This is a genomic window from Deinococcus depolymerans, assembly GCF_039522025.1.
GTDB classification, from domain to species: Bacteria; Deinococcota; Deinococci; order Deinococcales; family Deinococcaceae; genus Deinococcus; species Deinococcus depolymerans.
The window spans coordinates 239,814-263,666 of sequence record NZ_BAAADB010000012.1 but is presented as its reverse complement, the minus strand read 5'-3'; the positions used below and the strand labels follow the sequence as shown (position 1 = coordinate 263,666).

Annotated in this window: 24 protein-coding genes; 13 read left to right on the top strand and 11 right to left on the bottom strand. The window is 69.8% G+C overall.

Annotated elements, in window-relative coordinates:
* Positions 1-38: 38 nt before the first annotated feature.
* Complete coding sequence (locus ABDZ66_RS08480; protein WP_343757753.1) at positions 39-689, bottom strand: trimeric intracellular cation channel family protein; 651 nt, start codon at positions 687-689, stop codon at positions 39-41.
* A 157-nt stretch (positions 690-846) separates the two neighbouring features.
* On the opposite strand from ABDZ66_RS08480, the gene rpmF reads away from it, so the two are divergent.
* On the top strand, positions 847-1,029 hold the full coding sequence (gene rpmF / locus ABDZ66_RS08475; protein WP_055363851.1) for a 50S ribosomal protein L32: 183 nt from the start codon (positions 847-849) through the stop codon (positions 1,027-1,029).
* 476 nt (positions 1,030-1,505) lie between these two features.
* Here rpmF and ABDZ66_RS08470 read toward each other — a convergent pair whose 3' ends face one another.
* Entirely contained in the window at positions 1,506-3,917 is a 2,412-nt protein-coding gene (locus ABDZ66_RS08470) for an ATP-binding protein (protein WP_343757746.1), read from the bottom strand.
* Positions 3,918-4,023: 106 nt separating this feature from the next.
* Between ABDZ66_RS08470 and ABDZ66_RS08465 the strand changes: the two genes are divergently transcribed.
* Both ABDZ66_RS08465 and ABDZ66_RS08460 read left to right on the top strand, forming a co-directional pair.
* On the top strand, positions 4,024-4,950 hold the full coding sequence (locus ABDZ66_RS08465; protein WP_343757744.1) for an AEC family transporter: 927 nt from the start codon (positions 4,024-4,026) through the stop codon (positions 4,948-4,950).
* A 218-nt stretch (positions 4,951-5,168) separates the two neighbouring features.
* Positions 5,169-5,588, top strand: a complete 420-nt coding sequence (locus ABDZ66_RS08460) for a bleomycin resistance protein (RefSeq protein ID WP_343757742.1) — start codon at positions 5,169-5,171, stop codon at positions 5,586-5,588.
* Positions 5,589-5,746: 158 nt separating this feature from the next.
* Here ABDZ66_RS08460 and ABDZ66_RS08455 read toward each other — a convergent pair whose 3' ends face one another.
* Positions 5,747-6,208, bottom strand: coding sequence for a hypothetical protein (locus ABDZ66_RS08455; RefSeq protein ID WP_343757740.1), 462 nt, complete (start codon positions 6,206-6,208; stop codon positions 5,747-5,749).
* 59 nt (positions 6,209-6,267) lie between these two features.
* Between ABDZ66_RS08455 and ABDZ66_RS08450 the strand changes: the two genes are divergently transcribed.
* Positions 6,268-6,756 carry a hypothetical protein gene (locus ABDZ66_RS08450; protein WP_343757738.1) on the top strand — a complete coding sequence of 163 codons (489 nt, stop codon included), beginning with the start codon at positions 6,268-6,270 and terminating at the stop codon, positions 6,754-6,756.
* A 17-nt stretch (positions 6,757-6,773) separates the two neighbouring features.
* Here ABDZ66_RS08450 and ABDZ66_RS08445 read toward each other — a convergent pair whose 3' ends face one another.
* A complete protein-coding gene (locus tag ABDZ66_RS08445) occupies positions 6,774-7,286 on the bottom strand; it encodes a PaaI family thioesterase (protein WP_343757736.1) in 513 nt (170 codons plus the stop codon).
* A 29-nt stretch (positions 7,287-7,315) separates the two neighbouring features.
* Between ABDZ66_RS08445 and hemW the strand changes: the two genes are divergently transcribed.
* The 7 genes from hemW (at position 7,316) to ubiE (ending at position 14,846) form a co-directional block, all read left to right on the top strand.
* Positions 7,316-8,497: a radical SAM family heme chaperone HemW gene (hemW, locus tag ABDZ66_RS08440; RefSeq protein WP_343757734.1), complete on the top strand. Its 1,182-nt coding sequence runs from the start codon at positions 7,316-7,318 to the stop codon at positions 8,495-8,497.
* Positions 8,498-8,773: 276 nt separating this feature from the next.
* On the top strand, positions 8,774-10,177 hold the full coding sequence (gene lpdA, locus ABDZ66_RS08435; RefSeq protein WP_343757732.1) for a dihydrolipoyl dehydrogenase: 1,404 nt from the start codon (positions 8,774-8,776) through the stop codon (positions 10,175-10,177).
* A gap of 156 nt (positions 10,178-10,333) precedes the next feature.
* Positions 10,334-11,044: a hypothetical protein gene (locus ABDZ66_RS08430; protein WP_343757730.1), complete on the top strand. Its 711-nt coding sequence runs from the start codon at positions 10,334-10,336 to the stop codon at positions 11,042-11,044.
* Positions 11,041-11,661 carry a hypothetical protein gene (locus ABDZ66_RS08425; RefSeq protein ID WP_343757728.1) on the top strand — a complete coding sequence of 207 codons (621 nt, stop codon included), beginning with the start codon at positions 11,041-11,043 and terminating at the stop codon, positions 11,659-11,661. Before ABDZ66_RS08430 ends, ABDZ66_RS08425 begins: the two co-directional genes overlap by 4 nt.
* Positions 11,662-11,775: 114 nt before the next feature.
* Entirely contained in the window at positions 11,776-12,855 is a 1,080-nt protein-coding gene (locus ABDZ66_RS08420) for an Atu2307/SP_0267 family LLM class monooxygenase (protein ID WP_343757726.1), read from the top strand.
* A gap of 10 nt (positions 12,856-12,865) precedes the next feature.
* The gene (locus tag ABDZ66_RS08415; RefSeq protein ID WP_343757724.1) at positions 12,866-14,053 is read left to right on the top strand and encodes a BioF/Kbl family PLP-dependent acyltransferase; all 1,188 of its coding nucleotides are present in this window, start codon (positions 12,866-12,868) and stop codon (positions 14,051-14,053) included.
* A gap of 70 nt (positions 14,054-14,123) precedes the next feature.
* A complete protein-coding gene (gene ubiE / locus ABDZ66_RS08410) occupies positions 14,124-14,846 on the top strand; it encodes a bifunctional demethylmenaquinone methyltransferase/2-methoxy-6-polyprenyl-1,4-benzoquinol methylase UbiE (protein ID WP_088250258.1) in 723 nt (240 codons plus the stop codon).
* A gap of 52 nt (positions 14,847-14,898) precedes the next feature.
* Here ubiE and ABDZ66_RS08405 read toward each other — a convergent pair whose 3' ends face one another.
* Positions 14,899-15,210: a TM2 domain-containing protein gene (locus ABDZ66_RS08405; protein ID WP_343757720.1), complete on the bottom strand. Its 312-nt coding sequence runs from the start codon at positions 15,208-15,210 to the stop codon at positions 14,899-14,901.
* Positions 15,211-15,289: 79 nt separating this feature from the next.
* On the opposite strand from ABDZ66_RS08405, the gene ABDZ66_RS08400 reads away from it, so the two are divergent.
* Positions 15,290-16,075: an IS982 family transposase gene (locus ABDZ66_RS08400; RefSeq protein ID WP_343757718.1), complete on the top strand. Its 786-nt coding sequence runs from the start codon at positions 15,290-15,292 to the stop codon at positions 16,073-16,075.
* A gap of 38 nt (positions 16,076-16,113) precedes the next feature.
* On the opposite strand, the gene ABDZ66_RS08395 is transcribed toward ABDZ66_RS08400, so the two are convergent.
* The 6 genes from ABDZ66_RS08395 to ABDZ66_RS08370 all read right to left on the bottom strand — a co-directional run bounded on the left by ABDZ66_RS08395 (position 16,114) and on the right by ABDZ66_RS08370 (position 22,865).
* Complete coding sequence (locus ABDZ66_RS08395; protein WP_343757716.1) at positions 16,114-16,842, bottom strand: class I SAM-dependent methyltransferase; 729 nt, start codon at positions 16,840-16,842, stop codon at positions 16,114-16,116.
* Positions 16,843-17,002: 160 nt separating this feature from the next.
* Complete coding sequence (locus tag ABDZ66_RS08390) at positions 17,003-18,829, bottom strand: ABC transporter ATP-binding protein (RefSeq protein WP_343757714.1); 1,827 nt, start codon at positions 18,827-18,829, stop codon at positions 17,003-17,005.
* A 65-nt stretch (positions 18,830-18,894) separates the two neighbouring features.
* Complete coding sequence (locus ABDZ66_RS08385) at positions 18,895-19,446, bottom strand: c-type cytochrome (protein ID WP_343757712.1); 552 nt, start codon at positions 19,444-19,446, stop codon at positions 18,895-18,897.
* A 74-nt stretch (positions 19,447-19,520) separates the two neighbouring features.
* Positions 19,521-19,892: an MGMT family protein gene (locus tag ABDZ66_RS08380; RefSeq protein WP_343757710.1), complete on the bottom strand. Its 372-nt coding sequence runs from the start codon at positions 19,890-19,892 to the stop codon at positions 19,521-19,523.
* A gap of 179 nt (positions 19,893-20,071) precedes the next feature.
* Entirely contained in the window at positions 20,072-21,847 is a 1,776-nt protein-coding gene (locus tag ABDZ66_RS08375; RefSeq protein WP_343757708.1) for an N-acetylmuramoyl-L-alanine amidase, read from the bottom strand.
* Between the two features lie 211 nt (positions 21,848-22,058).
* On the bottom strand, positions 22,059-22,865 hold the full coding sequence (locus tag ABDZ66_RS08370) for a peptidoglycan-binding domain-containing protein (protein ID WP_343757706.1): 807 nt from the start codon (positions 22,863-22,865) through the stop codon (positions 22,059-22,061).
* Positions 22,866-23,012: 147 nt separating this feature from the next.
* Between ABDZ66_RS08370 and ABDZ66_RS08365 the strand changes: the two genes are divergently transcribed.
* Positions 23,013-23,765 (top strand): DsbA family oxidoreductase, encoded by a 753-nt coding sequence (locus tag ABDZ66_RS08365; RefSeq protein WP_343757704.1) that lies wholly within the window; start codon positions 23,013-23,015, stop codon positions 23,763-23,765.
* The last annotated feature ends 88 nt before the right edge of the window (positions 23,766-23,853 follow it).

Below are 23,853 nucleotides of genomic sequence, written 5' to 3'. Positions count from 1 at the left end.
GCCGAACGGTGGGAAGGCTTACCTGCGTGCGGGGCCGTTCAGCTTCCGGGGAGGCGGCGCACCGGGAGTTTCACCCAGCCGCGCCGCGACAGCCAGCGCAGCGCGACGACCACGGCCGCGCCCGCGAACTGCGACTGGAACGGCGTGGCGTGCGCGTGCAGCAGCCACACGGTCAGCGCTCCGGCGGCGGCGGCGGTGGCGTACAGCTGGTCGCGGCGGTACATGATTTCCGGGACCTCGTTGGCGATCAGGTCGCGGATGATGCCGCCGCCCACGCCGGACAGCATCCCGGCGAACACCACGCCCAGCGGCCCCAGGCCGATGTTGATCGCGCCGATCGCGCCGGACCCCGCGAACAGGGCCAGTCCGGCCGTGTCGAACACGCTGAGGGTCCGTTCGAAGCGTGCCAGTCGCTCACCGAACGCGAAGGCCAGCGCCGAGCCGATCAGGGCCGCCCACAGGTACGTCTCGTCGCGCAGGAACAGCGGCGGCGTCTGTCCGGTCAGGGTGTCGCGGATCGCGCCGCCACCGACGGCGGTCACGCAGCCCAGCACCAGCACCCCGAACAGGTCGAAGCGTTTACGCACGCCCAGCAGCGCCCCCGACATGGCGAAGGCCACCACCCCGATCAGGTCCAGGATGCGCAGGCCGGTTTCCAGCGTGATGGGCGTCCATTGCAGTTCATGCACCTGTCAACTGTACCGGAGTGGGCGGGACGGACGCGCGGTTGCATTGGCAGCGTGCGGGGCGTCTGTGCTATACTCCCCGCTGTTGTCTCGCCCGGGTTCGTTGTGGGCAGAGAATCGCGCCCCGGCGAGAAACGCCGTGCGGCCCAGGAGAAAAATCATGGCCAAGCACCCCGTTCCCAAGAAGAAGACCAGCAAGAGCAAGCGCGACATGCGCCGCAGCCACCACGCCCTCGTCGCGCCCAACCTGACCGAGTGCCCCCAGTGCCACGCGAAGAAGCTCAGCCACCACATCTGCCCCAGCTGCGGTTACTACGACGGCCGCCAGGTGCTGGCCGTCTAAGACGCGCCGCACCGGATGAACGCCCTCCCTCCGTGGAGGGCGTCGTTCATTTGCCCTGCTCACGGGAAGGCGGGCCCGGCCCGTGACCGCTGCATACCGGATCGCCCACCCGGACAGGAACCGCGTCCCACAGGGCGTTTTCAGGACTGCCCGCATCGACTTGACGCTGCCTGCATACCGCGCTATCCTGAACTTATCAATCGAGGACATTCCTCGATCCTCTCCGAGCAACACAGCCGCAAGCCGAAACAGCCGCCTGGGAAGGCGGATTTTTCATGTTTAGGCCGTGGCCTCCCGGAAGACGGGGAGGCCGCGGCCCGACCGCTCCTGCGGCTCCCACTCGCTTCGCTCGGATTGAACGGTTCTGGTAAACCGTTCAATCCGAGCGGATGCGAGTGGGAGCAAAACGGGTTCCGGACGTGGAGTTGGCAACCCGGTGCTGTTCCGGGTTGTTAACGAAACAAACGGAATCCGTATCAGGTGGGCGTGTCCCAGGCGGGCGTCAGCTGGCCGCTGGCCGCGCGGGTGTACGGCAGCCACGCCAGCGCGACCAGCGGCACGGTCACGTCGGTACTCTTCGCTTTCACGTCCAGCGGCACGAGGTCGCTGCTGGCGGTCAGGGTCAGGGCGTCCACCTCGGCCTGCACCTGCGCCTGCAACTCCTGCAGTTGCGCCGCAACCTGCGCCAGTTCGGTCTGCGCGGCCTGCACGTCCTGCCCCTCGCGCATGGAGCGGCCCACGCCGGACACGCCGCTGCGCAGCGCGGTCGTCTTTCGCCCGCCGCCGAACAGTGCGCCCAGCACGCCCACGCCGACACTCATGGCCGTCTGCAACCCGGCCTGCTGCGCCTGCGCCTGCTGCTGCTGCACCTTCAACTGCGCGCGCGCCAGGCGGTCCTGCAACGTGGAAACCTTGCTGGCATACTTTGCGCGGAGTTTCTGCACGGCCGCGTCCCTGGCCTCCCGCCCGGCCAGACTGGCCCGCGCGCGGAAGTCCCCCTCGGCCTCGCCCGGCGCGCTGATCAGGCCGCTGCCCGGCTCCTGCCACAGCGTCAGGGGGCGGCTGCCCGCCACGAACTTCGCCGCCTCCTTCGCCCAGCGGGCGTGGTTCTTCGCGTTCAGCAGCGCCGCCGGCACGTCCGAGAAGGTCGCGCCGTCCACGCCCGACTGCTCCAGTGCGTTCGGGTCGATGTGCAGGTCGGTCGCCTCGTCCCAGTTCACGGGAATCGGGCCGTCTGTCACGTCCACCACCAGTGGGAGCACGCCCGCCACGTCCAGGCGGTACTTCACGGAGGCGTAGCGGACCTGCGTGACCGCCAGCAGCTGCGCGTGGTACTGCACGTCCGGCCGGGACGTGGGCACGAAGACCTCGGTGATGCCGGGCGGAACGACGGGCTTCGCCGGCGCAGAAGGCTGAAGGCCGATGGCCGAAGGCGAACCTCCAGCCGGGCCAGCCGCCTTCTGCCTTCCGCCATCTGCCTTCCTCTCCCCCGTCAGGCGCCGGATCTGCGTGCCGGTGATCGGCCCGGCGAGGTAACTCATGGTCCAGCGGGTCGTGAACAGCGCGGGGCGGGCCTCGTGGACGTTGTGCATCAGGAACACGCGCTTGCCCAGGCCGGACAGCAGGGCGTCGAGCTGCTCGCGGGTCAGGGCGTTCGGGCCGGCGGTCGCGCCCTGCAGCGCCTCCAGCACGCGGGCCTTGTCGTTGTCGGTCTGGAGGCGGCCGATCATCCAGGTGCCGGTGTTGCTCAGGCCCTTGTAATCGAGGTCCACGGGGTTCTGCGTGGACAGCACGACGCCCAGCCCGAAGGCCCGCGCCTGTTTCAGCAGGGTCAGCATGGGCGGCTTGCTGGGCGGGTTCCCGTTCGGCGGGAAGTACCCGGCGATCTCGTCCATGTACAGCACGGCCCGCAGGGAGCTGGTGCCGGACTGCGTGCGCATCCACGCCAGGGTGGCGTTCAGGAGCATCGACACGAAGAACATGCGCTCGGCGTCCCCCAGGTGCGCGACGCTCATGACCGACACGCGCGGTTTCCCTTCCGGCGTGAACAGGAAGCGGCCCACGTCCAGCGGCTCGCCCTGCGTCCACGCGGCGAAGCCCGGCGAGGCCAGCAGGTTGTTCAGGCTCATGGCCAGCTCGAAGCGCTCCTTGGGGGGGTAGAAGGCGTCCACGGGCATCACGCCGATCTGCGGAAAGGGCGGCGCCTGAATCCCGGCGATCAGGCCGCCCATGTCCAGCGACCGCCCCTCGCCCCACGCGTGCCCCAGCAGGTTCGACAGCAGCACGTGCTCGCGCGACCGCATGGGGTCGGCGTCGATGCCCAGCAGGCCCAGCAGGCCCGTCACGGTGCCCTGAATGCGCTCGCGCAGGGCGTCCGCGTCGTCCATGATCTCGGGGGGCGGCGCGTCGAAGCCCTTCAGGACGCTGACCGGCAGGCCCGCGCTGCCGCCCGGCGTGTACACCGCGAAATCCGCCTTCTCCCGCAGCGTGCGGATGCGCTCGCCGCTCTGGCCCCACTCGCCCAGCCCCTTGCGCCACAACGCGGCCTTCTGCGCCGCCAGATCGTCGGCGGACACGCCCGCCCGCGCGGCCTCCGCCTCGTCCACCCACGGGCGGAAATCGCCGGGCGTGAGGTCCGGGAAGGTCAGCAGCAGGTTCCCCAGATCCCCCTTCGGATCGACCGCCAGGACCGGCACGCCGTCCATCAGGGCCTCCTCGATCAGGCTCAGGCCCAGGCCCGTCTTGCCGCTGCCGGTCATGCCGATGATCACGGCGTGCGTGGTCAGGTCCGCGCTGTCGTACAGCAGCAGTTCATCCGTCGGTTGATTCGTGGCAGGGTCGACCGCCCTGCCCAGGTAGAACGCGCCCAGCTTCTCGTAATCCTGCATCTGACCTCCGGCCCACGGCTGTGTGACGCCCCCAGCATAAACACCCGGGGCCTGCCGGTCTGCACCAGCCCCCCCGGCGTGGGCCTGCGCGTGGCAGCATGGGTGGGTGCTTCAGGCCCTGAGTACCGTCCTGCTTCCCGTCATGCTCGTCGCGGGCCTGGGCGCCGCTCTCGCCGCGCGCTTCCCCATCGATCAGGCGACCGTCGCGCGGATCACGCTGTACCTGCTGTCCCCCGCGCTGGTCCTGAACGTCCTGCTGACCACGCCCGTCCAGGTCCGCGAGATCCTCGGCCTGGGCGCCGCGTACACCCTGACCGTCGCGGGCTGCCTGCTGCTGGGCTGGCTGACCGGCCTGCGCGCCCCGCAGGACCAGCGGCGCAGCCTCGCCGCGAGCGTCGGCATCTGGAACAGCGGCAACATGGGCCTGCCGATCGCGCTGTTCGCGTTCGGCCAGACGGGCTTCGCGCACGCCACGCTGCTGTTCCTGATGTCCTTCGTGGGCATGTACGTCATCGCGCCCGTCGTGTACACCGCCGGTGTGCGCCGCCCCGACCGGCCACCCCCCACAGCGGGCGGCATGCTGCTGAACATGGTCCGCCTGCCCGCCGTGTGGATGGTCGTGCTGGGCGTCACCCTCCGCGCGCTGCACCTCCAGCCCCCCGGGGGCCTGATGCGCGGCGTGGAATTGCTGGCGCAGGCGACCCTCCCCATGGTGCTGCTGTCGCTGGGCCTGCAACTCGGCTCGGGCGGCTGGCCCCGCCTGGACGCCCGGGTGTGGCTCGCCACGGCCGCGCGCCTGATCGGCGGCCCCGCCCTGGGCCTCGCCGCCGGACTCGCCTGCGGCCTGCGCGGCGAGCTGCTGGCCGTCCTGGTCCTGTCGGCCAGCATGCCCACCGCCGTGAACGCCCTGCTGATCGCCCGCGAGTATGGCGGGGACGCCGACACCGTCGCCCGCACCGCGTTCCTCAGCACCGTGCTGAGCGTCCCGACCATCGCGGCGGTCGTGACCCTGCTGCCCCGCCTGACCGGCTGAATCCCCTGCATACGCCGCATGCCGCCGGCGCAGAAACGCCGTCCGACACGGCATTTTCAGACTCCATGCACGGGGGTTGACACGCCCTGCATACCGCGCTATTCTTTCCTTATCACCGTCCGCGCAGGACGGATTTTTCGTTTTCAGGGTCGGGACGGCGCGGCGCGTAGGCCAGCCGCGCGCATCCCGCAGCCACGCCGGGCCGCTCCCGTGCAGGTATGACCGACAACCAATCCCTGGTGCCCGTAACCGGGTGGGCCGCGCTCGTGCCCGAGCTGATGGTGAGCGACCTGCCGCACAGTCTCGGCGTGTACACCCGCATGTTCGGCTTCACACTGAACTACACGCGGCCCGGGTTCGCGTACCTGAGCCTGGGCCGCGCGCAGTGGATGCTGGAGCAGGCGCACGCGGAGGGAGCGTGGCTGACGGGGCCGCTGGAACGTCCCTACGGGCGCGGCATCAAATTCCAGATCGTTCACCCGGACCTGGACGCCCTGCACGCCCGCCTGACCGGGGAAGCCTACCCGCTGTTCCAGCCGTTACGCACCGAGACGTACATGGAGGGCGACACGCCGCACACGCAACGGCAACTGCTGGTACAGGACCCGGACGGGTACCTGCTGCGCTTCACGGACTGATCATACGGACTGCCGTTTGTTTCGTTGACAACCCGGAACGGCACCGGGTCGCCAACTCCACGTCCGGAACCCGTTTCTCTCCTCCTCTGCGGAGCAGCTCTACGAGTCGCATCCGCTCGGATTGAATGGCTTATAAAGCCATTCAATCGGAGTCCGTATCAGGGGGTCACGCGCTGCGCGGCGATCAGGTCGTCCAGCCGGGCGAGGCGCCCGCGCAACGCGAGGACGTACACGGCCGGCGGGACCTCCTCCCCCAGGGTCCAGGCGCGCAGGTCGTGCGTCTCGCCCACGGTCAGCAGCCGGTCGAGGACGCGCAGGAGCGTGCGGCGGCCCTCGGCGTGCTCGGTCAGCAGCTCCGGGAGGGTCATGTCGGCCAGGGGCGCGGTGCGGCGCAGCGGCAGGTCGTGCAGGTGGCCTTCCAGGCCGATGCGCATTTCCATCTGCATCTTGCGTTCCATACCGGTCGCGCCGCGCAGGGTGTCCTCTGCGCCCGCACCCCAGGTTCCGGGCGCCAGGGTGGGGAGGGGGCGGGCGTTCAGGTCGCGCTGCACGTCGCGCGGGTCGGTGTGGCTGGCCTGCTGCCGCAGGAGATCGAGCGGATGGGCGTCGGGGGCGGTCATGCCGGACAGTCTGCCGGACGGGCGGGGCGGGAACAGGCACGCCCGCTATGCTGGGCGTCATGCAACACACCCGCACCTGGTCTGACGTGTACGGCAGTGCCCTCGCCCTGTTCGAGGGTCGCGCGGGAGGGCACGCGTGGCTGGTCGCGGCTCCCCCGTCCCTGGCGGGTGGGCTGGCAGAGGAGCTGGCGGGCGTGGACGGCAAGGGCCGCGTGACACTGATCGTGCATGAGGGCCTGACGCCGCTGCTGGCGGCGCTGCGCGAGGCGGACCCGCGCGGCGTGATCGTGGTGGCCCCGTCAGCCCTGTCGGGCGGCCCGGCGGTCAGCGTGCCGGAACGCGTGGTGAACGACGCGGGCGGCGTGGAGTACCACGAGGGCGGCGAGTTCCCCGCCTGGACGGGCGCGGACAGCGCGGGCGGCCCGGCGGGCGAGTGCGCGGCCGCGTCCGCAGCGGCCCAGGCGGGCGCGGCGGTGGTCGTGGTCAGCCCGGGGAACGTGGCGGAAGCCCTGAGCGCCTGGATGGACCGCACGCCGCACGGCCGCTGAAGTTCACTGGCAGGGGTTTACCGCAGGAGCAGACAGGTGGTCGTGGCGTGCGCGTACAGTTTGCCGGCTTCATCCACGATGCGGCCCTCGGCGATGGCGGTCTGGCGGGTGGCAGCGACGACCTGCCCCACGGCCTGCACTTCCGGGCCGCCGGCGATCAGGGGGCGCACGCAGTTGAATTTCAGTTCCAGCGTGGTGTACCCCACCCCGGCGGGCAGCGTGGTGTGAATGGCGCAGGCCAGCGCGGAGTCGAGCAGCGTGGCGAACACGCCGCCGTGCACGCTGCCGATGGGGTTGTAGTGGAATTCCTGGGGTTTCAGGCGGAACACGGCGCGGCCCTCCGTGAAGTCCTCCTCGCGCAGGGGTTCCATGCCCAGGGTCAGGCCGATGGGTGAGGCGGGCAGGTCCCCGCGGGCGATGGCGCGCAGGAATTCCAGGCCGCTGAGGGTGCGCAGGGCGGCCAGGGCAGGAGCGGTGTCGGCCCAGGTGTAGGTGCGCTGGCGGTCGTTCGTGAGGGGCGCGTCGGTCATCCGGCGAGGATACGCGTAGACTGCCGCGCGTGAGTGCCGACCCTGCCGCCCAGCCCAGCCCTGCCCCGGACGTGGTGCGGCACCTGTACGTGCACGTGCCGTTCTGCCCGACCATCTGCCCGTATTGCGATTTTCATGTCCTGACGCGCCGCGCCGGAATGGTGGAACGCTACCTGGAGCGGCTGGAAACCGAGGCGGCGGAGCTGGCCGCCACGTACGAGGTCGAGCTGGACACGGTGTACCTGGGGGGCGGGACGCCCAGTTTCCTGCGGGACGCGGAGATAGAGGCGCTGGTGGGCAGCGTGCGCCGGCACCTGGGCTGGGGGCGGCTGGAGAACACGCTGGAGGTGAACCCCGGCACGGTCACGCCGGAGCGCTCGGCGCACTGGCGGGCGCTGGGTTTCGACCGGGCCAGCGTGGGCGTGCAGAGCCTGGACGACGCGACCCTGACCTTCCTGGGCCGCCAGCATGACGCGCAGCAGGCGCGTGAGGCGGTCACGACCCTGATCGGGACGGGCTTCCGGGTGAGCGGGGACCTGATCACGGCCGTGCCGGGGCAACCGCTGGAAAGTGACATTCAGGGCCTGCTGGACCTGGGCGTGGGACACGTGAGCGCGTACACGCTGACCATCGAGCCCGGCACGGAATTCGCGCGGCGGGGCGTGACCGTGCAGGAGGAGGACGAGCGGCGCGGCTTCGAGCAGACCGAGGCGCTGCTGACCGCGCGCGGCCTGACCCGCTACGAGATCAGCAACTACGCCCGGCCCGGCCAGGAATCCCGGCATAACCTCGCGTACTGGCAGGGCCGCACGTACCTGGGCCTGGGGCCAGGGGCGGCGGGGCACTACCCGGCGGATGGCGGATGGCAGATGGCGGATGGGGGCGGGCCGCGACCGGCGGACGTGTTGACGGTGCGGCGCACGAACCCGCACCTGCACGAGTGGCTGACCGGCGAGGCGGGCGAGCCGGAAGCCATCGACGCGACCGAGTTCGTCACGGACGCGCTGTTCATGGGCCTGCGTCTGCGGGCGGGCGTGAACCTGGGGGACCTGTCGCGCCGCAGTGGCCTGGACGTGCCGCAGGTGTACGCGGCGCCCATCGCGGCGAACGTGGCGCGCGGTCTGCTGACCCTGGACGGCGGGCAGTTGCGCGCCACGGCCGAGGGCTGGTGGGTCCTGAACCGCGTGATCACGGACTTCCTGGAGGTCTGATACGGACTCCGATTGCATGGGCTGCAAAGCCCGCTGGGTCCGAGCGGATGCGACTCGGAGAGCTGCTCCGCAGAGCAGGAGAGAAACGCCCCTCCGGACGTGGAGCTGGCAATAAGGTGAAGTTCCGGATTTTCGGCGAAACAAACGGCAGTCCGTATGAACCCATCGACCATCACCCAGCGCCCCTGTTTGACCAGTCGGAGTTGTGAATGGCCCGCGTCCAGCTATGCGGGCAGGTCAGTGACGGCTCACGGGGGGCGCGTTAGACTGCCGGGTATGACGAAATCCTATGACTACGACGTGCTCGTGATCGGTGCGGGTCCCGGCGGGTACCACGCCGCCATCCGCGCCGCGCAGCTGGGCCTGAAGGTCGCCTGCGCCGAACGCGACTCGGTGGGCGGCGTGTGCCTGAACGTGGGCTGCATTCCCACCAAGGCGCTGCTGCACGCCGGTGAGCAGATCGCCGCCGCGCGGCACGCCGCCGACTTCGGCCTGACCTTCGGGGAGCAGAAGCTGGACATCGCCAAACTGAACGGCTGGAAGGACGGCATCGTCAGGAAACTCACGGGCGGGGTGGGCAGCCTGTTCAAGGCGAACAAGGTCACGCACCTGACCGGGCAGGCCAGCTTCATCGACGATCACACCGTGCAGGTCGGGGATAAGACGTACACGGCCGCGAACTTCATCATCGCGACCGGCTCAGAGCCCGCCAAACTGCCGGGCCTGGACGTGGACCAGCAGGGCATCGTGGATTCCACGGGCGCGCTGGTCATGCCGGACCCGGTGCCCGCGCGGATGCTGTGCATCGGGGGCGGCGTGATCGGCTTCGAGTTCGCGCACGTGTACAACAACATGGGCAGCAAAGTGAAGGTCATCGAGTTCATGCCGAACGTGATTCCCGGCGCGGACGCCGACGCCGTCAAGGAATTCACGAAGATCATGAAGAAGCAGGGCATCGAGATCGCCGTGCAGACCAAGGCCAACCGCGCCGAGAAGAAGGCCGACGGCATTCACGTGGAACTGGAAGACGTGAAGACCGGCGCGAAAACCACCGAGGTCTTCGACCGGGTGCTGGTGGCCGTGGGCCGCCGCCCCCGCACGGACGGCCTGAACGCCGAGAAGGCGGGCGTGCACGTCACGGAACGCGGCTTCATTCCCGCCGACTCGCGCCAGCGCAGCAACGTGCCGCACATCTACGTGGTGGGCGACGTGGCCAGCAACCCCATGCTGGCGCACAAGGCCATGAAGGAGGGACTGGTGGCCGCCGAGGTCATTGCCGGGAAGCCCGCCGAGCAGGACGCCGTCGCCATTCCCGGCGTGGTGTACACCAGCCCGGAACTCGCCTGGGTGGGCCTGACCGAGGCCGAGGCGAAAGAGAAGGGGTACGACGTGAAGACCGGCGTGTTCCCGCTCTCGGCCTCGGGGCGTGCCATGACGCTGCAGGCCACCGACGGCTTCGTGAAGATGGTCGTCGAGAAGGACACGGACCTGCTGCTGGGCGTGCACATCGTCGGCCCGCACGCCAGCGACCTGCTCGGCGAGGCCGGACTGGCCCTCGAGATGGCCGCGACCGCCAGCGACATCGCCCTGACCATCCACGCGCACCCCACCCTGGGCGAGAGCGTGCTGGAGGCCGCCGAGGCCGTGCACAAGCAGGCGATTCACATCATGAACCGCTGAGGACAGCGGCACAGGGTAGGTAACGACAGGGCAGGTGGCTTCCGGACGGACCGGGGGCCACCTGCCTTCTGTGCCCAGCAGCTGTTATCTGCGTGCCCGCTCCGTACGTCAAATCTGCGTGCAGGATCCGGGGGCGCCCACTACTGTGAACATCGTATGAAGACCATGAATGTCATCCGGCTGGGTGGGGTCGGGGCGCTGTGTGCGCTCCTGACCGCCTGCCCCAGTCCCCCGCCACCCGCCCCTATGGGTCTGACCTTCACCTTCCCGGACACCCCGGCCGTGGACACGCTGCGGTTGAGTGGCGTGGCCTTCGGCGCGAACGGGCAGTACCTGCAGACTATCGGGTACGGCGGGTATCTGGGAAGCCCTCCCAGCAACGTGGCGAACCGGGCGAACGTCTACCTGGACGGTTACTCGCTTCAGAACCTTCAGAAGAGTGCCTGCCTCTCGCCGTTCAAGGGCGGCGAGACCGACGGCATGCGGGACGTGGTGGTAACGCCGGACACCGTGCAGACCTGCAACGTGTACTTCGTGCTCTACAACGACCTGAACCGCAACGGGCGGCCGGAAAGCACCGAGGAGCTGTACCAGACGCACTCGATCTACAGTTACGCCAGCGAGGCGTTCACGTACTCGTTCACCAGTGCGGACGGGCGCACAACCGAGAGCGGCGCGCGCCGCAAGGGCTGGTCGCTGGTGGCGCACGAGGTCCGGCAGCCGTCGGCCACGCCCGGCCGGTACGTGGTGACCATGAACAGCGTGCCCGAGGCCGACGAACGCCTGAGCGTCCGCCTGCACGAACCGACGAACCGCCTGATCAGTCAGGGCGCCCTGCTGGGCGGCAACCTGAGCGGTGCGAAATGAAACGCGCCATGTGGATTCCGGCAGTGGCCCTGCTGGGCGCAGCCCTGACCGCGTGCGGCGCTTCGTCGTCCCCGACGGGCGGCCGGCCTCCCCTGCCCAGCGGCGTGGAGGTGCGCTTCCCGGCCGCGCCTGCCGGTGCCTACCTTTCCCTGGTGACGGACGGCGGCGAGAGCGTGTACCAGCTGGCCGTGCCCAGCGGGAAGACGGCCGTGGACGTGGACCCGCTGAAGTGGATGAACCAGACGGCCCGCGCCGTGGACGCCGCCACGCTGATCCCGGCGGGCGCGTCGGTGACGGTCGCCCCGGCCGCCGCGAAGGTGCTGCTACTGGAGTGGACGATGTGGCAGGACCGCAACGCGAACGGCACGCTGGACGTGGGCGAGACACTGCCACTGATGACGCATGACCGCGTGGCGTACGCCAGCGCGGCCGTGACGGCGGACTTCAGGACGCTCGTGCCGGACATGCGTCAACGCTGGAATCTGGCGCAGGGCTGGACGCGCGCCGAGCACTACGTGTACCTGCCGGACGGGAGCCGCACGTACCAGCGCAGCCTGGGGACTACGGGCCTGCAACGCTACACGCTGCACGAACCGACGCCCGTGACCAGCCAGTAGCACGCCTTCTGTCCAGTGGCCCCCGGACCTGCCGGGGGTCTTTTCTGTGCTCTTTGCCTCCCGCTCTCAGGTGTCTCCGTGCCTCCCTTTCCAAATCGATTTATAATGTGAAGCGTGGAACTCGGAATCGACAGTTTCGCGGCGGTGGTGTCCGACCCGGTCACGGGCGTGACCCTCTCACCGGCCGACCGTCTCGCCAACCTGCTCGAAGAGATCGAGGTCGCCGATCGCAGCGGCGTGCATTCCTTCGGGGTGGGCGAGCACCACCGGCCCGAGTACCTGGATTCCGCGCCGTCCCTGATCCTGGCGGCCGCTGCCGCGCGAACCAGCCGCATCCGCCTGAACAGCGCCGTGACGGTTCTGAGTGCCGACGATCCGGTGCGGGTGTTCCAGCAGTACGCCACGCTGGACCTGCTGTCGCGCGGCCGGGCGGAACTGGTCGTGGGGCGCGGGTCGTTCATCGAGGCGTACCCGCTGTTCGGCCTGAACACGCAGGACTACGACTCGCTGTTCAGCGAGAAACTGGAGTTGCTGCTGCGCCTGCGAGAAGACACGCACGTGCACTGGTCGGGCCGGCACCGCGCGCCGCTGCGGGGTCAGGGCGTGTACCCGCGCCCGCAGCAGGCGCAGTTGCCGGTGTGGGTGGGCGTGGGCGGCACGCCGGAGTCGTTCGTGCGGGCCGGGCGGCTGGGCCTGCCGCTGATGGTGGCGATCATCGGCGGGGACTTCCGGGCGTTCCGGCCGCTGGTGGACCTGTACCGCGCGGCGGGCGCGCAGGCCGGGCACGCCCCGGACACCCTGCGGGTGGGCGTGCACGCCTTCGGGTTCGTGGGGGACAGCGACGCGGGCGCGCGGGACGACTTCTGGCCGGGGTACGCGCGGATGCTGGACACGCTGGGCCGCGAGCGGGGCTGGGCGCCGCCGAACCGGGCGCAGTTCGACGCGGCGTGCGGACCGACCGGCCCGTACCTGATCGGCACGCCGGACACCGTGGCCGCCAAACTGCGGTTCGTGCACGCGGCGCTGGGTGGCGTGGACCGCCTGAGTTTCCAGATGACGAACGTGCTGATGCCGCACGCGCGGATGCTGCGCTCGGTCGAGCTGCTGGGCCGGGAGGTCGCCCCGCAGGTCGCGGACCTGGAGCGGCCGGGGGGCGTCCCCGGCTCACGGACGGCGGGGGCGCGTCGCGCCTAGACTCGGGGGTATGGCCACTTCCCTGTCCGACCGTCTGACCGCCGAACTGTCCGGCCTGCGCGAGAGCGGGCTGCTGATCCACCCGCGCGTGCTGGACAGCGCCAGCCGCGCCTGCACCCGCGTGGACGGGCGCGAGGTCGTGAACCTCGCCAGCAACAACTACCTGGGCTTCGCGGACCATCCGGCCCTGAAAGCGCGGGCCGCCGAGTACCTGGAACGCTGGGGCGCGGGGGCAGGCGCGGTGCGCACGATCGCCGGGACGCTGCGCATTCACGAGGACTTCGAGTCGCAGCTGGCGGCGTTCAAGCACACGGGCAGCGCGCTGGTGCTGCACAGCGGCTTCACGACCAACCAGGGCGTGCTGGGCGCGCTGCTGCGCGAGGGCGATCTGGTCGTCAGTGACGAACTGAACCACGCCAGCATCATCGACGGGCTGCGCCTGACCAAGGCCACCAAGAAGGTCTACAAACACGCCGACCCGGACGACCTGGAACGCCTGCTGAAAGAGCACGACACGGACGGCCTGAAACTCGTCGTGACGGACGGCGTGTTCTCCATGGACGGCGACGTGGCCCCCCTGGACCGACTGGTGGAGGTCGCCCGCCGCTACGGCGCGGTCACGTACGTGGACGACGCGCACGGCAGCGGCGTGATGGGCGAGGCGGGGCGCGGCACCGTGCATCACTTCGGCTTCGAGTACGCCGACGACGTGATCCAGGTCGGCACGCTCAGCAAGGCCTGGGGCGGCGTGGGGGGCTACGCGGCCGGGCACGGCGACCTGCGCGAGCTGCTGATCAACCGCGCCCGCCCGTACCTGTTCTCGACCGCGCAGGCGCCCGCCACGGTGGGCGCGCTGGCCGCCGCGCTGGACGAGGTGCAGCGCGACCCCACCCTGATGGAACGCCTGTGGGAGAACACCCGCTACTTCAAGGCGGAGTTGCAGGGCCTGGGCTTCGACATCTTCGGCAGCACCACGCCCATCACGCCCGTCATCTTCGGCGAGGCGACGGCCGCGTTCGAGGCGAGCCGCCTGCTGTTCGACCGGGGCGTGTTCGCCGTCGGCCTGGGCTTCCCGACCGTGCCGCGCGGACTGGCCCGCATCCGCAACATCGTGACCGCCGAGCACACCCGTGACGACCTCGACCACGCCCTCCAGGCGTACGCCGAGGTGGGCCGCACGCTAGGCATCATCTCCTGATCCCCACGGCGGGCGGGACTGGCGGAAGGCTTCCCGTCTGTCCCGCCCGCGCGCCGCTATGATCGCGGGTATGACGAACCGGCCGCCGGTGGGCGACAAGCAGGACAAGGGCAAGGACGTGCAGGCCATGTTCGCCAGCATCGCGCCCCGTTACGACCTTCTGAACCGCGTGCTGAGCCTCGGCGTGGACCGGGGCTGGCGCCGGGCGGCGGCGCAGGAGGCCCTGGCCCTGAATCCGGCGCGGGTGCTGGACGTGGCGACCGGCACGGCGGATTTCGCGCTGGAACTCAAGACCCGCGCCCCGCAGGCCGAGGTGATCGGCAGTGACTTCGTGCCGCAGATGCTCGCCATCGGCCGCGAGAAGGCCGCCGCGCGGCACCTCGACATCCGCCTGGAGGAAGGGGACGCGCTGAACCTGCCGTACCCGGACGGGAGTTTCGACACGGTGACCTGCGCGTTCGGGTTCCGGAACTTCGCGGATTACGCGCGCGGCCTCGCGGAGTTCCACCGGGTGCTGGCGCCGGGCGGGCGGGCCGTGATCCTGGAGTTCCCGCCGCCACGGCCGGGCCTGCTGGGCAGCCTGTTCCGGGTGTACTTCCAGCATGTGCTGCCGCGCATCGGCGGGCTGATCAGCGGGAACGCGGGCGCGTACACGTACCTGCCCGAGAGCGTCCTGGCGTTCCCGGAACCCGAGCGGCTGGCGGGCCTGATGCGCGCCACGGGCTTCCGCACCCGCTACCGCCTGCTGACCTTCGGCATCGCCGCCATTCACGTGGGGGACAGGCTCAAATAGTTCAGTGGCGCGGCCTGTTCTGCGCCGCGCCACTGATGAAGTCAGGTTGGAGTCAGCTACTGACCATGGCCAGCTTCACCATCTCGTGAGCCGGAACGCCCATGGTCACTGACAGGCGCTGTGCAATTTCCATGTTGGCGCTCTCGACTTTCTTCTGGTGGGCGATTGCGTCAATAAGTGCAAGAATCGCGGGAATGAACGTCCAGCAGAAGAGTAAGTAAAGAACTCCCGCGGTCGTATTGCCGACGTAGAATTGATGGATCCCCAGGCCACCCAGAAGAAGTGCAAGGATAAGGTACGTCGTCTTGTCCTTCTTCTGGGACATGAACATTTGTTGCGCGACGGCTGTCTGTTCTGTGGTCATGAGTTCAGCGTAGAGGGTTGTGATTTACCGCGAATAGGGGTTGACCTCAGCGTTGAAAAGTGCGAAAGGGACGGTGCGTATGGGCCGTCCCGATCTGACTGTATTGCCGCTCCGCGAGGCGGTTACGAACCTCAGCCACTGGATTGCACCACATATTCCAGCCAAGCTCCTCCATCGACACGAGAAAATCTCAGATGCAGACCTGCTCGCGGTCGCCATCCTCCAGAAGCTCCACAAGGTGCCCTACTTCAGTCGGTGGTGGCGTTTTCTCAAAATCAACCACTTCCCACAGTTCCCTTCTGAGCCACAGGCTCGGATTCGTCTGGCTCGCCTCACGCCAGTCGTTGAACAGCTCGCCACCGAAGTCCAGTGCCTAGACTTCGTCGCCGTGGATTCTGAGCCACTCCCAGTCTGCACGTTCAAACGGGCACCACGCTGCAAGTTTCGAGGGGCACGGTACGGCTTCAGTACGTCTGGACCCGTGTATGGATTCAAATTGCACGCGTGGTCTGCACTTCACGGTCGGATCGTCCGATACGTGATCCGACCTGCAAACGAACATGATTTCAGTGTGCTGTGGGAGATGAATCGGGAATGGCCCTCTTACGGAGCGCCAAAACAGATTGGAGACAAAGGCTACCAGTCAGGCAGCTGCCTGACGCCGCCAAAAACCAACGCAAGACAGGTCGATCCTCGCTGGAAGCCAGAGTACGGCGCGGCCAGAAAATGCATTGAGTCGGCGTTCTCCGTCCTCGTTGGAGCAGGACTCCGATGGGGGCAGGTCAAGACACTACTCAGCCTGCGACTGAAAGTGGCTCTGAACGTCCTGGCGCATAACCTGAAATTCAGCGACCTCAAAGGCTGATCGCGCCACGAACCCTGCGGCTGCACAGCTCAGCCCTCCTATTCCTCGGCTTGACCCCGCCGAAACAGCGCTGCGTGCAGGAAGGGCATCTGGAACACCTCTCCGGTCTGTTCTTCCTTCACCTGCAAGGCGCCACCCTCTATAAACTCCAGCGTAGAAAAGACCTGACGCAGATCGTCCATGGTGTACGCGATGCCACCTTCAAGGTGGCCTTGGCGCAGAAGCGTGAGGTCATCATCTTCGCTGCCCATCTGCCCCCACGCGAAGGTGCAGATGCCGAAGAGACCACCAGGTTTTAGGACAGTCTCGAGGGTACGAAGGTAGGAGATTCGACGGTGCGGTGGAAGATGATGGAAGCAGCCTGAATCATAGACCACATCGAACGGGCCGCCAGAAATGCGCTCACGCAGGACATCGCCCTCCAAGAAGGTGACACCCCCTTCGTTGGCACGCGTCTTCGCTTGGTCGATGGCGTAGGCCGACAGATCGATGCCAGTGGCTTGATACCCCTGGCGAGCGAACCAGCGGGTATTACGGCCAAGGCCACACCCGAGGTCCAGTGCCATTCGAGCCTCGCCGGGAGGGAGTAGACCCTGCCTAAACCAAGACACCAGATTGGCATCAGGAAGATCGGTATTCAGCGGGTGATGCTCCTGGCTGAAAATACGAATCCAGGGATCGACTTGCTCTCGTCGCGTCCAATCGGAACCATCCGCGAAAAGGGTGTCAAGAGCGTCCAGGAGCTGATCTACGGTCGCGATTCGCACTGCCAATGTTACCACGCACCAGAATGATCGAGTGCGATTGGGGACAAAGCGGTGTGCTGTGCGGAAGACCAACCGAGGTCTGTGTCAACCCCTATTCGCGGTGATTTGTGAACTTGCCTCATATGCATTACCCCTGATGGGTGTATCACTGCCCTGACCGTCAGGCCAGGACGGGTTCTGTCTGGTCCTCTTCTGCCTGTTCCTCGTACTGGCGGGCCTGGAGGGCCCACAGGTCGGCGTACTCGCCGCCGCGCGCGAGGAGGGCGGCGTGGGTGCCGTCCTCGATGATCTGTCCGGCTTTCATGACGAGGACCCGGTCGGCCATCAGGACGCTGCCGAGGCGGTGCGTGACGAGCAGGGTGGTGCGGCCGCGTGCCAGGGCGGCGAAGGTGTCGAACACCTCGGCCTCGCTGCGGGGGTCGAGGGCGGCGGTGGGTTCGTCGAGGATCAGCACGCGGGCGCCTCGGTACAGGGCGCGGGCGGTGGCGAGTTTCTGCCACTGACCGCCGGAGAGGTCCGCGCCGCCGAACGCCTGCCCCAGGCGGGTGTCGAGCGTGTGGGTGCCCGTCAGGACGGTGTTCAGGCCGCTGCCCTGCACGGCGGCATTCAGGCGGGCGTCGTCCTGCGGCTGCCCGAGGAGGATGTTCTCGCGCAGCGTCCATTCGAAGCGGGCGAAATCCTGGAAGACGGCGGCGACGCCCGCGCGCCAGTCGTTCAGGTCGAGGTCGCGCAGGTCGGTCTGCGCCGCGCCCGTGCCGATCAGGATGCGACCGGCGGTGGGGTCGTAGTAGCGCAGGAGCAGTTTGATCAGGGTGCTCTTGCCCGCACCGTTCTCGCCGACGATGGCGACGGTCTGCCCGGCGGGGATGGTCAGGGTCACGTCCCGCAGTGTGGGCGGCTGGTCGCGGTACGCGAAGCTGACGTTCTCCAGGGTGATGGCGCTGTCGGCGGGCAGCGAGCGCGGCTGCGCGGGGCTCTGCACGCCGCCGGGCGCGTTCAGGAAGGCGTGCAGTTTGGCGAACCAGTTCAGGTGCTGCGTGCCGTTGCTGCTCAGTTCGGTCAGGCGGCTCAGTTCCTGGCGCAGGGCGGCCAGCGCCGTGATCACCAGCGCCACGCTGCCCGCCCCGACCCGCCCGGCCTGTGCCTGCGCGACCACGAACGCGAACAGGCCCCCGGTGACGAGCAGCGACAGCGCCTCGAAGGGCAGCAGGGCCAGCAGGCCGCGGGTGCGCTGGGCGCGCAGGGTGTCCTGGTACGCGCGGGTGCGGGTCAACGCCTCGCGTTGCAGGTGCGGGGCGAGGCCGTACAGGCGGACCTCCTTGGCGTACTCGTGGCGCAGGGCCACGCGGGACAGGTAGTTCACTTCGCGCGCCTCGGGGGTGTTCTGGATGAACAGGCTCCAGCCCAGCCGGTAGAACGCCATCTGCCGGGACAGCAGCGGCAGCAGGCCCGCCACGACCACCAGCGGCACCCACCACCCGACCAGCAGCAGCGTGGCCGCCACGCTGACGGCCGCCACCACGCCGCGCAGTGCGTACACCAGCGTGGACAGCAGGTTCAGCGGGCGGTGACTCGCGCCGCCCTGAAGCACCTCGATGTCGTCGTGGAACTGCGGGTCTTCCAGCACGTCCAGGCCCTGCAATTCGGTCATGCGGCGCATCAGGCGCTGGTTCACGTGCAGGGTGTAGTGATCGGCGGCGACGCCCTGCATGACCTGCGTGACGGTCGCCGTGACCTGTGACAGCAGCGCCGCGCCCACCCACGCGACTGCCAGCGCCGGGAGGTTCACGCTCTGCCCGGCCAGCAGGCCGCTCACGCCGTCCACCGTCCACTTCCCGATCAGGATGGTCACGGCGGGCAGCGCGCCCTGCGCCGCGCCGCTCAGGAACAGGCCCGCCGTGACGGGCGGCTGGGCGCGCCACAGGTCCGGCAGGGTCAGGCGCAGGGTGCGCCACAGGTCACGGGCGGGCAGGGAGGGCTGGGTCACGAGGCCCGCAGCGTAACGCAGCGTTGCCGCCACGCGGCCTGCAGATACGCTTGACTTCCCGCGGGTCAGTTCAGGGTCTTGATGTACGCGTGGATGTTCGCCACATCCTCGTCGCTGATCTGCGCGGCGCTGAAGCGGGGCATCACGGCGCCCAGTTCACGTTCCGGCGTCCTGCCCTGGCGCAGGGCGGTCAGGAACTGCGGGTCCGTCCAGGCTTTCGGTCCGTCAGGGGTGTTCAGGGCCGGGCCGATACCGCCGCCACCGTTCGCGCCGTGACAGCCGGCGCAGTTCCCGGCAAAGACCTTCTCGCCGGCCGCGGCGTTCCCGGCGCCGGTGGGGGCCGTGGATTCAGCGGCGGGCGTGGGGCCGGGGGTGGCCGCGGCCGGTTTGGTGGACGGGGATTTGGTGGGCTGCGTTCCGGTGGAGGGGGTCGCGTTGCCCTTCGCGTCGGCGCCGCTCATGGGGGCCTGCGCCTCCTGGCCTGTTCCGGCGGCAGCGGGCGGGGTCATCAGGCGGGGGGTGGCGATCAGCAGGGTCACGCCCAGCACCAGGCCGGCCGTGACGCCCAGCGCCCAGGAGAGCACGTCACCCGCTTCACGCTGCGTTCGTCTGTTCATGTGCCGAGCATACGACTGGCCCGCCGGGACATGTGGGTGGGGTGCCGGGGGAATTTCTTCATGCCGGGCGCCGGTCACAGCAGCGGTTCGGGCGGCGCGTCCCGCTGCTCCTGCGGCCACCACTGCCGCGCGGCCAGGTCGCAGCGGCCCGAGGAATCCAGCGGCACCCCCTCGGCGCGCAGCAGGGCTTCTTGCATGTCACCGAAGCCCACCTTGTGGGTGCTGACGCGGCCCTGCGCGTTGATCACGCGGTGCCAGGGCAGGCTGGTTCCGTCGGTCGCGCTGCCCACCAGCGAGTTCATCACGAACCCCGCCTGCCGCGCCGCGCCGGGCGTGCCGGCCAGCAGCGCCAGCTGCCCGTAGGTCATGACGCGCCCCTCTGGAATACGGGCCACCAGGGCCAGGACACGCTCACGGAAGGCGGGGGCCGGGACAGGATCGGTCATGGTGTCCATTGTGCCCCGCGCGGGACCTCCCGGCGCGCCGGGTCACACGGACTGCCGGTCGTGGCGTTGACACCCCGGAACTTCACCGGGTTGCCACCTGCACGACCGGAACCCGCTTTGCTCCCACTCGCCTCCGCTCGGGTTGAAGGGTTCTGCACCCCTTTCAACCGGCGTCCGTATCAGGGGCGGGCGGCGGTGCGGGCCGCCGCGACCGGCGGGCCGGCGCGGTTCCCGTCGGCGGTCACGCCCGTGATCAGGGCCTCGCGGATGCCCTGGGCGATGCCCAGCGCCACCCGGTCGAGGTAGTTGCTGTCCTTCAGGTTCTGCCCGTCGACCGGGTGGCTGGCGAAGCCGATCTCGACCAGGGCGGCCGGGACGCGGCTGTTACGCAGGACGCTCAGCGACTGGCTGTTCTTCAGGCCCTGGTTGAACGCGCCGGTCTGGCTGACCATGCTGCCCTGCAGCAGGGCGGCCAGGGCGCTGCTGCGCGGGTGGTTGGGGTTCCACCAGGTTTCCACCCCGTAGCCTTTCAGGGCGTTGCGGGCGTCCATGGCGTTCACGTGAATGCTGACGAACAGTTGCGTGCCGGGGGTGCCCATGGCGGCGCGCAGCTGCAGGTCCGCGTTCTTGTTGCTGTTGAGTTCGCGGTCGCTGTCACGGGTCAGGACGACGTCCACGCCGGCGGGGGTGAGCAGGTCGCGGACGCGCAGCGCGACGTCCAGCGTGACCTCCTTCTCGATGACCGAACCGACCGCGCCGGGGTCGCGGCCGCCGTGCCCGGCGTCGATGACGACGCGCGGTTTCACGTAACTGGCACTCAGGGCCAGGAGGGCGGTTCCGCGCGTGGCCAGCACGGGCGGAACGGCCGCCACGGCCCGCTCCGCGGGCGACAGGGGCGTCAGGTCGGCCATGGCCGGCGACAGGTCGATGGCCAGGCGGGACAGGTCGCCGCTGGAAGGCGGGAGCAGCTGGGCACGCCAGCCGCTGCGGGCGGTGGTGGGCGCGGCGGTCAGCAGCGTGACGGTCCCGCCGCCCGCGCGGCCCTCGGAACGCCACTCGCGCAGTTCGGGGCTCAGGTCACGCTCGCCCTGCGCGGTGACGGTCAGGCCGGTCAGGTCGATGCTCAGGCCGCTGGGGCCGGGGCTGATGCGGTACGTCGCGCCGGGCGGCAGGTCCAGGACCACGCGGGTCTGGCCGGGACTCTTGCCCAGCCGGGGCGGGGCCAGCAGGTCGCCCCTGGGCGTGCCGGGCACCCGGCCGCTCAGGTCGCTGGGGCGGGCGGTGTCGTCGCCGGGCAGGGCCGGGGCGGGCGGCAGGACCTGCCCGCTGCGCGTGACGGTGTCGCCGGGCGGCAGCGAGGCGGGGGCGGCGGTCTGGGTGGGGGCGTTCAGGACGGCCCGCGCGGCCGCGCTGACCGGGGCGCTGGCCAGCACCCGGCTGCCCGGGGCGCCGCCCGTGACGCCGGCCCCGATGTCGATGATCAGCACCCGGCTGCCGGTGGCGAGGGTGGCTTCCTGGGCCTTCCAGCCGTCGTTCAGGGAGAGCGGGAAGGGCGTGATCAGGGTGGCCTGCCCGGCCCCGGCGCGGTATTCGGTGACGCTGCTGCCCAGACGGGCGGTCACGGCCGGCTGCACCCGCGCGCCCTGCACGTCCACGCGCAGGCCCGTGAAGGTGGGGGTCAGGGTGTAGGTGACGCCGGGCGCGAGATCGAACACGACGCGGGTGGCGCTGCCCTGACTGCTGGCGCGCGGGGAGCCGAAGGTGGCGTTCTGCACGCCGGTCAGGGTGATGGGGGCGCCCGGAACGGCGCTGGCGCCCGTGACGCTGACGCTGGGGGTGCTGGCGGCCGGCGCGCCGCGCTGGAAGGGGTCGGTGGTGGCTGCGGTCTGGGCCAGTCCTGAACCCGCGCCTGCCAGCAGCAGAGCAGATGAAAGGATGATGACGGGCAGCTTCATGTTGACCTGTACTGTACCTGGGGGGCGTGAGAATTGACGTGCAGCCCTCATCCGAACGAAAAACCGGCTGGTGGCCGTCCAGGCGCGCCTTCCACCACCTTCCGGCGGGTCGTCCGGCGGGGTGGCCGCTGACCGCGCGTCTCATGTAGTGGGGGCATCGCGCCGCTCGCGCGGGGCCGCGCGTCCGGCCGGCGGTCCCGGAGAGGCCGGTTCACGGGGCGGGCGGCGGCGTGAAGGTCGCGGCGTCCGCCGCGAACAGCCGCTCCCAGGTGGCGCGGTCCACCCGGCCGGTCACGGGCAGCCGGTTGCCGGCCTGAAAGGCGCGCACGGTGGCGGCCGTGACCGGCCCGAACCAGCCGTCCCCGTGTCCCGTACGCACCGGGCGCATCAGGTGAATCAGGCGGTTCTGTACGGCCAGCACGTCCGGGCCGTTCAGGCGTGGCGTCTGCAGGGACAGGGGCCGCCGGAACGGCAGCGGCGCGGCCGTGGGGGCCTGAGGGGTGCGGGTCGCCGCGTCCGGGGGGGGAGCCGGCTGGGTGGCGGCTGGCTGGGGAGTGGGGGCCTGAGGGGCGGGGGGCTGGACGGGCGTCAGGGTCACGGCCGGGGTGGGGGCGGTGGGCAGCGGGTCCGGGGGCGTGTCCAGGTACACCAGCGTGCGGGCGCGGCCGTCCGGGTCGGGTTGCAGGCGCAGGTACACGAAGCCGCCGGGGGTGCGCAGCCAGTTGTAGACGCTGCGCTGCTCGTCGCGGCTGCGCCACACGCCGTACAGGTCGCTGCCGAGCGCCGCGCCCAGTTGCAGCCGGACCTGTTCGGTGGTGCCGGGCGCGCCGACGCACTGCTTGGCGGGCGTGCCGACGCGGCTGAAACTGGCGGGGCAGTTGCGCAGCACGCCGTTCACGGCGGCAGCGGCGCGGGTGGCGGCCTGACCCAGGTCGGGCGGGGCGGCCTGGGCGCCGGCCAGTGCGCTGAGCAGCAGCGCGGTGGGCAGCAGCGTGGGGCGTGGGTGAGGACGGGGCATAGGGTAGTGGTAGCACGCCGTGGCTGACGCCCGCTGAGGGCGCGCCCGGCGTGGGTTCATGATCGGGGCGGGGGCGGGTGGCACGCGCGCGGGGGGCATTGTGCGCCAGATGCCGCTTTGTTTTGTAAAGCATGGGAGAATGGGGGCATGACCGCCTTCACCCCCTCCAGCCCCGACAAGCTCCGCGTGGACATCTGGTCCGACGTCGCCTGCCCCTGGTGCTACGTCGGCAAACGCCGCCTGGAAAGCGCCCTGACCCAGTTCCCGCAGCGTGATCAGGTCGAGGTCGTCTGGCACTCCTTCGAACTCGACCCCGGCACGCCCGCCGAGCACCCCCTGAACATGCGTGACGCCCTGGCCCGCAAGTACGGCCGCAGCGCCGACGAGGCGCAGGGCATGATGGACCACATGACCCGCGTCGCCGCCGACGAGGGCCTCGAGTACCACTTCGAACGCGCCCGCCTGGGCAACACCTTCCTGGCCCACCAGCTGATCCACCACGCCGCCGCGCACGGCCGCCAGGACGCCATGAAGGAACGTCTGCTGCGCGCCTACATGAGCGAGGGCGCACTCGTCAGCGATCCCGACACCCTGGTCCGCCTGGCCGGCGAGGTCGGCCTGGACGGCACCGAAGTGCGCGCCGCCCTGCTCGACGGCCGCCACGCGCAGGCCGTCCGCCAGGACGAGGCGCAGGCGCAGGCGCTGGGCATCAGCGGCGTGCCGTTCTTCGTGCTGGGCGGCAAGTACGGCGTCAACGGCGCGCAGGACCCCCAGACGCTGCTGGCCGCCCTCACGCAGGTCTGGCAGGAGACCCACCCCGCCCCCCTTCAGATGATCGGCGCGGACACCCCCGCCGACGGCTGCGAGGACGGCCAGTGCGCCGTACCCGGACAGAACTGACCCACGGGCAGCCAGCAGCCAGCAGATGGCTCAAGGCAGATGGCAGAGGCAGGAATTCGCCATCTGCCATCTGCTTTCTGCCATCCGC

What these genes read in the sequence shown, in the direction of transcription:
- rpmF (WP_055363851.1), top strand. Translation starts at nt 847, where the DNA reads ATGGCCAAGCACCCCGTTCCCAAGAAGAAGACCAGCAAGAGCAAGCGC.
- ABDZ66_RS08470 (WP_343757746.1), bottom strand. Translation starts at nt 3,917, where the DNA reads ATGCAGGATTACGAGAAGCTGGGCGCGTTCTACCTGGGCAGGGCGGTC.
- ABDZ66_RS08460 (WP_343757742.1), top strand. Translation starts at nt 5,169, where the DNA reads ATGACCGACAACCAATCCCTGGTGCCCGTAACCGGGTGGGCCGCGCTC.
- ABDZ66_RS08455 (WP_343757740.1), bottom strand. Translation starts at nt 6,208, where the DNA reads ATGACCGCCCCCGACGCCCATCCGCTCGATCTCCTGCGGCAGCAGGCC.
- ABDZ66_RS08450 (WP_343757738.1), top strand. Translation starts at nt 6,268, where the DNA reads ATGCAACACACCCGCACCTGGTCTGACGTGTACGGCAGTGCCCTCGCC.
- ABDZ66_RS08445 (WP_343757736.1), bottom strand. Translation starts at nt 7,286, where the DNA reads ATGACCGACGCGCCCCTCACGAACGACCGCCAGCGCACCTACACCTGG.
- lpdA (WP_343757732.1), top strand. Translation starts at nt 8,774, where the DNA reads ATGACGAAATCCTATGACTACGACGTGCTCGTGATCGGTGCGGGTCCC.
- ABDZ66_RS08430 (WP_343757730.1), top strand. Translation starts at nt 10,334, where the DNA reads ATGAAGACCATGAATGTCATCCGGCTGGGTGGGGTCGGGGCGCTGTGT.
- ABDZ66_RS08425 (WP_343757728.1), top strand. Translation starts at nt 11,041, where the DNA reads ATGAAACGCGCCATGTGGATTCCGGCAGTGGCCCTGCTGGGCGCAGCC.
- ABDZ66_RS08415 (WP_343757724.1), top strand. Translation starts at nt 12,866, where the DNA reads ATGGCCACTTCCCTGTCCGACCGTCTGACCGCCGAACTGTCCGGCCTG.
- ubiE (WP_088250258.1), top strand. Translation starts at nt 14,124, where the DNA reads ATGACGAACCGGCCGCCGGTGGGCGACAAGCAGGACAAGGGCAAGGAC.
- ABDZ66_RS08405 (WP_343757720.1), bottom strand. Translation starts at nt 15,210, where the DNA reads ATGACCACAGAACAGACAGCCGTCGCGCAACAAATGTTCATGTCCCAG.
- ABDZ66_RS08400 (WP_343757718.1), top strand. Translation starts at nt 15,290, where the DNA reads ATGGGCCGTCCCGATCTGACTGTATTGCCGCTCCGCGAGGCGGTTACG.
- ABDZ66_RS08385 (WP_343757712.1), bottom strand. Translation starts at nt 19,446, where the DNA reads ATGAACAGACGAACGCAGCGTGAAGCGGGTGACGTGCTCTCCTGGGCG.
- ABDZ66_RS08380 (WP_343757710.1), bottom strand. Translation starts at nt 19,892, where the DNA reads ATGACCGATCCTGTCCCGGCCCCCGCCTTCCGTGAGCGTGTCCTGGCC.
- ABDZ66_RS08375 (WP_343757708.1), bottom strand. Translation starts at nt 21,847, where the DNA reads ATGAAGCTGCCCGTCATCATCCTTTCATCTGCTCTGCTGCTGGCAGGC.
- ABDZ66_RS08370 (WP_343757706.1), bottom strand. Translation starts at nt 22,865, where the DNA reads ATGCCCCGTCCTCACCCACGCCCCACGCTGCTGCCCACCGCGCTGCTG.
- ABDZ66_RS08365 (WP_343757704.1), top strand. Translation starts at nt 23,013, where the DNA reads ATGACCGCCTTCACCCCCTCCAGCCCCGACAAGCTCCGCGTGGACATC.